The sequence below is a fragment of the Corallococcus aberystwythensis genome (genome assembly GCF_003612165.1).
Classification (GTDB): domain Bacteria; phylum Myxococcota; class Myxococcia; order Myxococcales; family Myxococcaceae; genus Corallococcus; species Corallococcus aberystwythensis.
This window is the reverse complement of record NZ_RAWK01000398.1, coordinates 1-6,571: the sequence shown is the minus strand read 5'-3', so window position 1 is coordinate 6,571 and position 6,571 is coordinate 1. Positions and strand designations below refer to the sequence as shown.

The 6,571-nt window shown below is 70.7% G+C and carries 8 protein-coding genes and 1 pseudogene; 3 read left to right on the top strand and 6 right to left on the bottom strand.

What is annotated here, in order from left to right; translation table 11 throughout:
• Both D7W81_RS38790 and D7W81_RS42885 read right to left on the bottom strand, forming a co-directional pair.
• Nucleotides 1-187 (bottom strand): annotated as a pseudogene (locus D7W81_RS38790) (RadC family protein); the annotation flags it as partial.
• A gap of 176 nt (nucleotides 188-363) precedes the next feature.
• A complete protein-coding gene (locus D7W81_RS42885; protein ID WP_167508147.1) occupies nucleotides 364-537 on the bottom strand; it encodes a hypothetical protein in 174 nt (57 codons plus the stop codon).
• Between the two features lie 81 nt (nucleotides 538-618).
• On the opposite strand from D7W81_RS42885, the gene trxB reads away from it, so the two are divergent.
• Genes trxB through moaC form a run of 3 tightly spaced genes read left to right on the top strand, consistent with a single transcriptional unit; the run spans nucleotide 619 to nucleotide 3,252 of the window.
• The gene (gene trxB / locus D7W81_RS38785; RefSeq protein WP_120560381.1) at nucleotides 619-1,584 is read left to right on the top strand and encodes a thioredoxin-disulfide reductase; all 966 of its coding nucleotides are present in this window, start codon (nucleotides 619-621) and stop codon (nucleotides 1,582-1,584) included.
• Nucleotides 1,585-1,627: 43 nt separating this feature from the next.
• Nucleotides 1,628-2,815 carry a trans-sulfuration enzyme family protein gene (locus D7W81_RS38780; protein WP_120560379.1) on the top strand — a complete coding sequence of 396 codons (1,188 nt, stop codon included), beginning with the start codon at nucleotides 1,628-1,630 and terminating at the stop codon, nucleotides 2,813-2,815.
• Entirely contained in the window at nucleotides 2,812-3,252 is a 441-nt protein-coding gene (moaC, locus tag D7W81_RS38775; protein ID WP_120560378.1) for a cyclic pyranopterin monophosphate synthase MoaC, read from the top strand. The genes D7W81_RS38780 and moaC overlap by 4 nt, the downstream gene beginning before the upstream one ends.
• Here moaC and D7W81_RS38770 read toward each other — a convergent pair.
• The 4 genes from D7W81_RS38770 to D7W81_RS38755 all read right to left on the bottom strand — a co-directional run.
• Nucleotides 3,249-3,827 carry an NUDIX hydrolase gene (locus D7W81_RS38770; RefSeq protein WP_120560377.1) on the bottom strand — a complete coding sequence of 193 codons (579 nt, stop codon included), beginning with the start codon at nucleotides 3,825-3,827 and terminating at the stop codon, nucleotides 3,249-3,251. The genes moaC and D7W81_RS38770 overlap by 4 nt on opposite strands.
• A gap of 15 nt (nucleotides 3,828-3,842) precedes the next feature.
• On the bottom strand, nucleotides 3,843-4,667 hold the full coding sequence (locus D7W81_RS38765) for a SirB1 family protein (RefSeq protein ID WP_120560380.1): 825 nt from the start codon (nucleotides 4,665-4,667) through the stop codon (nucleotides 3,843-3,845).
• A gap of 85 nt (nucleotides 4,668-4,752) precedes the next feature.
• Nucleotides 4,753-5,028 carry a hypothetical protein gene (locus D7W81_RS38760; RefSeq protein WP_120560376.1) on the bottom strand — a complete coding sequence of 92 codons (276 nt, stop codon included), beginning with the start codon at nucleotides 5,026-5,028 and terminating at the stop codon, nucleotides 4,753-4,755.
• Nucleotides 5,029-5,047: 19 nt separating this feature from the next.
• Nucleotides 5,048-6,571: YiiX/YebB-like N1pC/P60 family cysteine hydrolase (locus D7W81_RS38755; RefSeq protein WP_120560375.1), on the bottom strand; the 1,524-nt coding region annotated here is incomplete at its 5' end.

Sequence of the window (6,571 nt, the reverse complement as noted above, 5' to 3'; positions counted from 1 at the left end):
CCGCCGCGTCCCCCAGCCCCTCCGTCCACAAGAGCCCCAGGAGCTCCAGGTCGGTGAGGGCCTCCGCGCCCAGCCGGAAGAGGCGCTCGCGCGCGTCCCCCAATCCAGCGCCGCGCGCCCTCACCGACCTGCCACCCGTGGCTTCCCCTTCGCCCGACTCCGCCCACGCCTCTCCGCCCTGTTCCATCCCGCCTCCGTCCACGTGGCGGGGGCTTGAGCAAGGCGTGTGCCCCGCGGGGGCCACTCGTGAACGCCGGTGCCCGCCCGTCCAGCGGTGCGTGAAGCGGCTTCGTGGCGGGACGGACAGCGATGCTCCACTCGCACTCCTGGCGTGCGAGGAGCCAAGAAGCGCGTGGCGAGCGGCTAGAAGCGGGAGATGGCGAAGAAGCCTTTGAGCTGGTCGTTCGTCTCGCGAAGCCGCCCGCTCAGCGTGCGGACGAACGTCCCCGGGAGGACGGCAATCCGGGCGACCTTGGCGAGCTGGCCCTGGGTCAAGCCCCCGAAGAGCGCAACCTTCTTGAGGACAGCGGCATCCAAGGGGTCCAGGTTCGTATCATGGCCAGGACGGCGGCGTCTGTTACCGTCCGGCCCCGTAAACGTATGAGCGCAGGAGGCGCCGTGTCGCAGGACAAGATCCAGAAGGTCACCATCATCGGCTCGGGACCGGCGGGCTACACCGCCGCCATCTACGCGGCGCGCGCCAACCTGGAGCCGGTGGTGTTCGCCGGCGGCCCCACCATGGAGCACCCGCAGCGCGTTCCGGGCGGCCAGCTCATGGTCACCACCGACGTGGAGAACTACCCCGGCTTCCCGGAGGCCATCACCGGCCCGGAGCTGATGGAGCGCTTCCAGAAGCAGGCGGAGCGCTTCAACACCGTCATCCACATGGAGAACATCACCAAGGTGGACTTCTCCCAGCGGCCCTTCGTCCTGGAGAGCGAGAGCGGCATGAAGGTGCGCTCGGAGACGGTCATCATCTCCACGGGCGCCACGGCCAAGTGGCTGGGCGTCAAGGGCGAGGACACCTACAAGAACCGCGGCGTGTCCGCGTGCGCCACCTGTGACGGCGCCTTCTACAAGAAGCAGGACGTGCTGGTGGTGGGCGGCGGCGACACGGCCATGGAAGAGGCCACGTACCTGGCGAAGATCGTCAACCACGTCACGCTCATCCACCGCCGCGACTCGCTGCGCGCGTCCAAGGTGATGCAGGAGCGCGCGCTCAACAACCCGAAGATCTCCTTCATGTGGAACTCCGCCGTGGAAGAGGTGGTGGGCAACCCGAAGGGCATGACGGGCGCCGTCGTGCGCAACCTCAAGACGGGGGACAGCCAGCTGGTGAACGCCACGGGCCTGTTCGTCGCCATCGGGCACACGCCGAACACGGAGCTGTTCCAGGGCATCCTGGAGACGCACCAGGGCGGCTACCTGAAGACGATTCCGGGCAGCACGCGCACCAACATCGAGGGCGTCTTCGCCTGCGGCGACGTGCAGGACAGCTACTACCGCCAGGCCATCACCGCGGCGGGCACGGGCTGCATGGCCGCCATCGACGCGGAGCGCTGGCTCATCGAGCACGGCGAGTAATCCAGTCCTCCTCTTTCCGTCCTTTCCGCGAGACGACACGCGCATGAGCACGAAGCAGAAGACGGTGGCGGTGCACGCGGGCTCCCGGCTCACCGGGAGCAAGGCCGTGCCCGTCATGCCGCCCATCTTCCCGGCGGCGGTGAACTGGTTCGACAGCAGCGACGACCTGTCGGACGCGCTGGACGGAAAGGACTACGCCTACGCCCGCATCAGCGCGCCCAACGCCGCGCTGCTGGAGGAGGCCGTGGCGGCGCTGGAGGGCGCGGAGGCCTGCGTCGCCTACGCCAGCGGCATGGCCGCGCTGCGCTCGCTGTTCGACGCGCAGCCGTGGAAGGCCGGGGACGTGCTGGTGATGCCCACGGACGGCTACGGCGTCACCCGGGCGCTTTACAAGAACCTGTGCGCCCGCTGGGGCGTGGAGCTGCGTCCGCTGGACCAGACGTCCCCGGACGCCCCCGCGCGCATCCGCGAGTGGCGCCCCCGCCTGGTGCTGGCGGAGAGCATCTCCAACCCGCTGCTGCGCGTGCCGGACATCCGCGCGCTCGCGCAGGCGTGCCGGGACGCGGGGGCGGTGTTCGCGGTGGACGCGACGTTCCCGTCCCCCTTCGGCCAGCGCGCGCTGGAATTGGGCGCGGACTACGCGGTGCAGTCCACCAGCAAGTGGCTCAACGGCCACAGCGACGCGCTGGGCGGCACGGTGAGCGGTTCCAAGGCGCGCATCGACCCGCTGCGCTCCGCGCGCATCCTGTCCGGCGACGTGCTGGGGCCTTTTGAAGCGTGGCTCACGCTGCGCGGCCTGCGCACGCTGCCCGTCCGCATGAAGGCCCACAACGAGCACGCCGCCCACGTGGCGAAGCGGCTGTCGGATTCGCCGCTGCTGGAGCGGGTCATCTACCCGGGCCTCTCGTCCCACCCGGACCACGCGGTGGCGGCGCGGGTGCTGGAGGGCGGCTTCGGGCCCATGGTGGCGTTCGAAATCAAGGGCGCGGGGCAGAAGGAAGGCGACCGGTTCCTGGAGGCGCTTCGCGTGGCGAAGCCCGGCCCGTCGCTGGGAGACGTGGGCACGCTGGTGATGCATGCGGCCAGTGCCAGCGCCCGCCGGATGACGCCCGAGGAGCGCGCCCAGGCGGGCATCCGCGACAGCCTCATCCGCGTGTCCGTGGGGCTGGAGGATCCGGACGACGTGGCGGACGACCTGCTCGCCGCGGTGGAGAAGGGAGTCGGCCGGTGAAGATGGTGGACGTCGGCGACAAGCCGAAGACGGAGCGCGTGGCGGTGGCCACCGCGCGCCTCAGGATGCTGCCCGCGACGCGCGAGCGCATCCTCGCGGGACAGGTGGAGAAGGGGGACGTGCTCGCGGCGGCGCGCATCGCCGGCATCATGGCCGCCAAGCGCACCCCGGACTTCGTGCCCCTGTGCCACCCCATCGCGCTGGCGGGCGTGGACGTGACGCTCACGCCCGTGGACGAAGGGCTGGAGGTCCGCGTGCGCGTGAAGACGGTGGACCGCACGGGCGTGGAGATGGAGGCGCTCACGGCCGCGTGCGCGGCGGCGCTCACCGTCTATGACATGTGCAAGAGCGTGGACCGGGGCATGGTCATCGAAGCGGTGCAGCTGGACCACAAGTCCGGTGGCCGCTCCGGCACCTGGGAGCGCGAGCCGGGCTAGCGCTTCGCTTCCGCGCGCAGCCGCTCCAGGAAGAAGGCCACCACCACCAGCGAGTGCGTGATGTGGCCCTCCAGGATGAGCCGGGGCACGTCCGCGCGCGGGTACAGCTCCACGGCGATGTCCTCGCCGTCATCCTGATTCCCGTCGCTCACGCGCTCACAGTCGAGCGCGAGGTAGCTGAAGCAGCGGTTGCCCTGGAAGGCCGGGTTGGGGTGCACGCCGCCCAGGGGCTCCAGGCGTCCGGCGCGGTAGCCCGTCTCCTCCTCCAACTCGCGCACGGCGGCCGTGGCCGGGTCCTCTCCCGGGTCGATGACGCCGCCCGGTACCTCCAGCGTCGCCGCGTCGATGCCGAAGCGGAACTGGCGCACCATCACCAGCTCGTCCTGCTTCGTCACCGCGATGACGTTCACCCAGTCCGCGCACTCCATCCGCACGCGCCCGTGCTCCAGGTTCGTGCGCGGATCCGCGACCACGTCCTCGCGCACCTTCACCACGGAGAAGTCGTGCTCCAGCCCCCGGCGCAGGCGGGGCCAGGGCTTGACTTGCGACTTGGGCGACTCGGGCGCGGATGCCATGCGGGTGCTTCCTCTTTAGTTGAGCAGCTCGGCCCGCTCGCGCAGCTCCCGCGCGGACAGCTCCAGGCGCTCGCGGTCCGGCGCGTCCGGGGACAGCTCCAGGCAGCGCTCCACGTCCTTCAGCGCCGCGCGGAAGGCGCCCAGCGTGGTCAGCAGCGACGCGCGCGTGCGCAGTTCACCCGGGTGGTCCGGGGCCAGCAGGAGCAGCAGGTCCACCACCGCCAGCCCCTGCTGGCTGTCGTCGCGCCCCAGGTACACGCGGCGCAGGTTGGACAGCATGCGGTACGCGATGAGCTCCACCGGGGCGGGCGCGAGCATGGCCCGGTCGAACTTGAGCTGCGGCGCCACGCGCTTGAGCAGCTCCTCGCAGCCGTGCTCCGTGAGGATGTCGCCGTGGTGGAAGGGGTCCATCACCAGCTTGTGGTCGCCCGCGTCGCACGCCACCAGGAAGTGCCCGGGGAAGGGGACGCCGTACAGCGGGATGCCCGCGCGGCGCGCCACCTCCAGGTAGAGCACCGACAGCGTGATGGGCAGCCCCACCTTCCGCTCCAGCACCCGGTCCAGGAAGCTGTTGTCCGGGGAGTGGTAGTCGTCCTCGTTGCCCCGGAAGCCCTCGATGTCCGCCAGCACGTGGCGCAGGGCTCGCAAGGGGGCCAGGGCCTCGCCCTTCTCGCGAAGCCGCTCCGCCTCCACCTGCACCCGCGCGGCGAGCGCGTCCAGCGTGTGCAGACACGCCGGGGCGTCCAGGTCCTCACGGCCCAAGGTCGCGATGGCCAGGGCCGCCAGGTCCAGCCGGGGCGGGTCCGCGGCCAGGGAAGACACCAGCCGCTCGCGCGCCAGGGGCGGGCCGAATCCAGAGGGAAAACTCACGGTGCGCACCTGTAACCCACGGAAGCTCCTTACAGCAAAGGCAGGCAGCCGAGCGTCAGGCGCCCGGCGGTGACGCGGGCAGCCGGCTCTTGATTTCGGCCCGGATGGCCATGTGCGCGGAAATCAGCCCCGCCAGGATGCCGTCCTCGAACTCGAAGGAGGGGTGCTCCTTCAGCTGGGGGAAGTCGTGCGGGTTGCGCATCTCCTCCGGCCCGATGTTGGGCACCGCCTCGCGCGCCAGCCGCAGCACCTTCGCCTGCTGCTGGGCAATCATCCGCTCGTAGAGGGGGGAGGCCAGGGCCAGGAACTCGTTCGCCGTCTCTTCCGTCATGGTGTGTGTGCCTCTTGCCTCACTCTTGGGCGATGTCCCACTTCATGCGTCGGTAGGTGTAACGGAAGACCTCGGCGTTCGCTTCGATGGCGTCTCCCTGGGCCTCCCGCCCGTCTAGGAAGGCGACGAAGTCGAACTGCCGGTCCGGCTTGCCGTACTCGGCGTCGAACACGCGCACGATTTCGTTCGCCGGCAGCGTCCTGCGCCCCGCCACGCTCACCAGGGGGATGTCCAGGCCCTTCAGGTCCTTGGAGGGGGCGTAGGACTTCCACACCAGCTCCGTGCAGACCAACGACTGGTCGGAGAAGAAGTCGAAGTTGAAGTCGTACGGCCGGCCCTGGAAGGTGAAGGCGCGCAGGATGGCGCGGGCCTTGTCCACGGCGGACAGCCGGGGCCGCAGCACGCCCAGGTAGTCCACGTGCATGCCGTGCTCCACGCCGGTGAAGCTCACGCCCTCGCTGATGGATTCGATGATGCGCAAGGGGTCCCCGTGGGAGTCCTTGCCGGTGTACTCGGCCCACTTGGCGGGGAACGCCTTCGCCAGGTGGCCCGTGAACGTCGCCGGGTGGCCGGGCAGGGTGGCCACCCAGGCCTTCACGCCGGGGTCCTCGTCGAAGGCCAGGGACAGCTCCTGCGCGGTGCCCACGTACAGCTCCGCGTGCGGCCAGAAGCCCGGCAGGCCGATGTTGGACAAGAACCAGTTCTGCCGCGCGACCATCACGTCGCCCGGGGCCATGCGCGGCAGGAGCGCCAGCGTCTGCTCCCGGGAGATGAGCGGCCTGCCCGAGCGGTGCACCCGGGTGTCGCCCATCCACTCGGCCACCGTCTTCTGCACCGGGAACACCGCGCGGGCGGTGGTGTCCTGGGTGAGGTCCGCGACGGCCTTGGCGAAGAGCACCGGGCCGCGCTTCATGAGGCGTGAGCGGGCCGCGCTGCTGTCCTGCTTCATGGCCTGGAGGAGCGCCGGGACGCCGGGCTCGTTCAGCACGCCGGCCCTGGCCAGCACCGGGTGCAGCGTGGCGCGGTAGCCGTCGCCCGTGAAGAGCTGCGTGCTGGTGCCCACGTGGACGACCTTCTCCTTGAAGCGGCTGAAGGCGCGCGCGGGCAGGCCGTACTCGGGGCCGGGCTCATCCAGCAGCACCTCCAGCTGCGCCTGTCCCCCGGCGAGGTCCGCGAAGGCCATCCCCTGCGCCAGCTCCGAGGCGAGCGCGGCGTGAGTGAGGAGGAAGCCCCAGGCGTGCTTCCTGGACTGGGTGAGGGCGGGCACCTTGAGGAAGTCCCAGTAGCGCTGGCGCACCACCTCCGTGGAGACGAAGCAGTCGAAGAAGGCGGCCCAGGTGGACACCAGGAGCTGCTTTTCATCCGGGGAGTACGGCGCGTCCTTGCCACGCCGGTACAGCGCCTTGGAGCGGAAGGTCTCCTCCTTGAGCCGGCGCAGGCCTTCGGTCCCCTGGCGCAAGGCCTCCAGGTCGCGGCGGGCCTGGGCGACGAAGTCCGCGTCGTCCAGCGCGTAGACGTCGCGCGGGGTGGGGGCCGCGGGTGG

Excerpts from the sequence above, each read along its gene's own strand:
- D7W81_RS38780 (WP_120560379.1), top strand. The coding sequence starts at position 1,628 with ATGAGCACGAAGCAGAAGACGGTGGCGGTGCACGCGGGCTCCCGGCTC.
- D7W81_RS38760 (WP_120560376.1), bottom strand. The coding sequence starts at position 5,028 with ATGACGGAAGAGACGGCGAACGAGTTCCTGGCCCTGGCCTCCCCCCTC.
- D7W81_RS38770 (WP_120560377.1), bottom strand. The coding sequence starts at position 3,827 with ATGGCATCCGCGCCCGAGTCGCCCAAGTCGCAAGTCAAGCCCTGGCCC.